We start from the raw sequence: 1,680 nt of genomic DNA on the forward strand, positions 1-1,680 counted from the left end.
AATATGAATGGATTGAATTTAGCGCCTATAAAGACCGAAAGAGCCTCCTCGCTTACGTTAAAAAAGTGCTGGACAATTTTGGAGGCGAGTATGTAATTAATTTTGCCTAGGTACTTACTAGCTTGACTATTCTAAGTTATGCTATAACACCTGTACTAGGCTTAAATTTAGATATATCCACGATTTTAACTGATTTATTGCTTGTTATAGTATCATATTTTGTGGCACATCTTTTTTTATCTGCTGCTTCTTCATATTTCGGAGTTCCCTATTCACCATTTCTTGTTAATATAATGTTTTTTGGAGCTATCGTTATGGTTAATCTTCGCCGAATAGCGGAGGTAACTTGTTCACAACAACTTGCACAAGTCTTCAGTTTTTCTATTAATCATTGCCTACGCTAATTTTTTTTTAAAATGACGAATATTTATATATTCTAATGATAACAAAAGCTCCATATTTAAGGCTTTAACTAAAGATTACTTTGTTATAAACATCTGCCATCTCTACCTCAATCCTCAAAGATTTTAAAGGAACAATAATGTTAGTTTCATAAGCGGTAAAAAAACAGCGATCTCGCAGAGATCCGCTTTGCGGTGCGCCTTCTTCTTGAAAATGTTCAATATAACATCGCCAATTGAAGTCTGAATTGGCAGTTATAGTCATTTCAATTAAGATTGAGAATATCAATGCTAGAGTTAATCAGGGTTTCATCGGTCTAGAGCGTATCAGACTTATCTGAAATGACTATATCAGTTTACTGTCTTCCCACTCCCCAATTCATAATTCATAATTCATAATTCCCCAAACCCTCACCGCTCAAGGAATTAGAAGTTTCACAGCATAATTAGGAGAGATACCTTGACTTTTGCGGCGGCTTGGGTTATGATTCTCTTATAATCGGATATCTGTGTTTATCACCAACTGCTTAGATTTCCATTATGAATAAAGTCTTTTAAAAATATTATCCCAAAATCTGCCGACAAAAGCAAGGAAAATTTTGCCGTCAATTGTTAAGTTTTGTTAAGAAAAATACCAAGAGCGGCAAGGAATTTCTATTCCTTGCCGTTGACTTTGGCCGGACTCACCACTTCTTATAGGATAAAAACTTACCCGACATGGTAATTTTAACGCGATCGCCTTTAGGGTCTTCCTCCTTATCCACGTCGAGGGTAAAATCGATCGCACTCATAATGCCATCGCCGAATTTTTCATGAATCACCGATTTTAGTGGCATTCCATACACCTGCATGATCTCGTAGAAACGATAAATCAGGGGGTCGGTGGGGACAACAGGACCCAATCCCTTGACAGGATACTCGGTTAAGGAGGGGATGTAGGCCGGACCCAATCCCAAAGCTGCCACAATTTTCGTTGCTTCTTCTAGGGAAGCGCTCGCTTGCCGGTAAAAAACAGCGGCAATCCACACCTCATCTCGTCCTAGAATCGCTTCTAGGTCAGCGAAACTCAGGCCTTTTTCCTTCTTCGCTTCCAATAGTTTTGCGGTAATTTCGGGTATCATTGCTTATTTTTGCAGAATTTGTCTGCTTCTAGTTTACCTGAACATCAATTATATAAGTAAAAGTTATAACATTGATAAAAAAATATTCCTTAAAACCCCTTTACATAACTATAAAAAGACGATAGTATTAACTCATGTCAAACAAAGAACCTTGACAA

At 37.4% G+C, this 1,680-nt stretch carries 2 protein-coding genes and 1 pseudogene; 1 reads left to right on the forward strand and 2 read right to left on the reverse strand.

What is annotated here, in order from left to right; translation table 11 throughout:
• A pseudogene (locus PX481_RS27770) lies at nt 1–110 on the forward strand (IS630-like element ISMae24 family transposase); the annotation flags it as partial.
• 358 nt (nt 111–468) lie between these two features.
• Here PX481_RS27770 and PX481_RS27775 read toward each other — a convergent pair.
• Together PX481_RS27775 and cynS are read right to left on the reverse strand one after the other, a co-directional pair.
• On the reverse strand, nt 469–666 hold the full coding sequence (locus tag PX481_RS27775; protein ID WP_002761095.1) for a hypothetical protein: 198 nt from the start codon (nt 664–666) through the stop codon (nt 469–471).
• A 418-nt stretch (nt 667–1,084) separates the two neighbouring features.
• Nucleotides 1,085–1,522, reverse strand: a complete 438-nt coding sequence (cynS, locus tag PX481_RS27780; RefSeq protein ID WP_288097163.1) for a cyanase — start codon at nt 1,520–1,522, stop codon at nt 1,085–1,087.
• Between the last annotated feature and the right edge of the window lie 158 nt (nt 1,523–1,680).

This window comes from Microcystis sp. M53603_WE2, assembly GCF_030065435.1.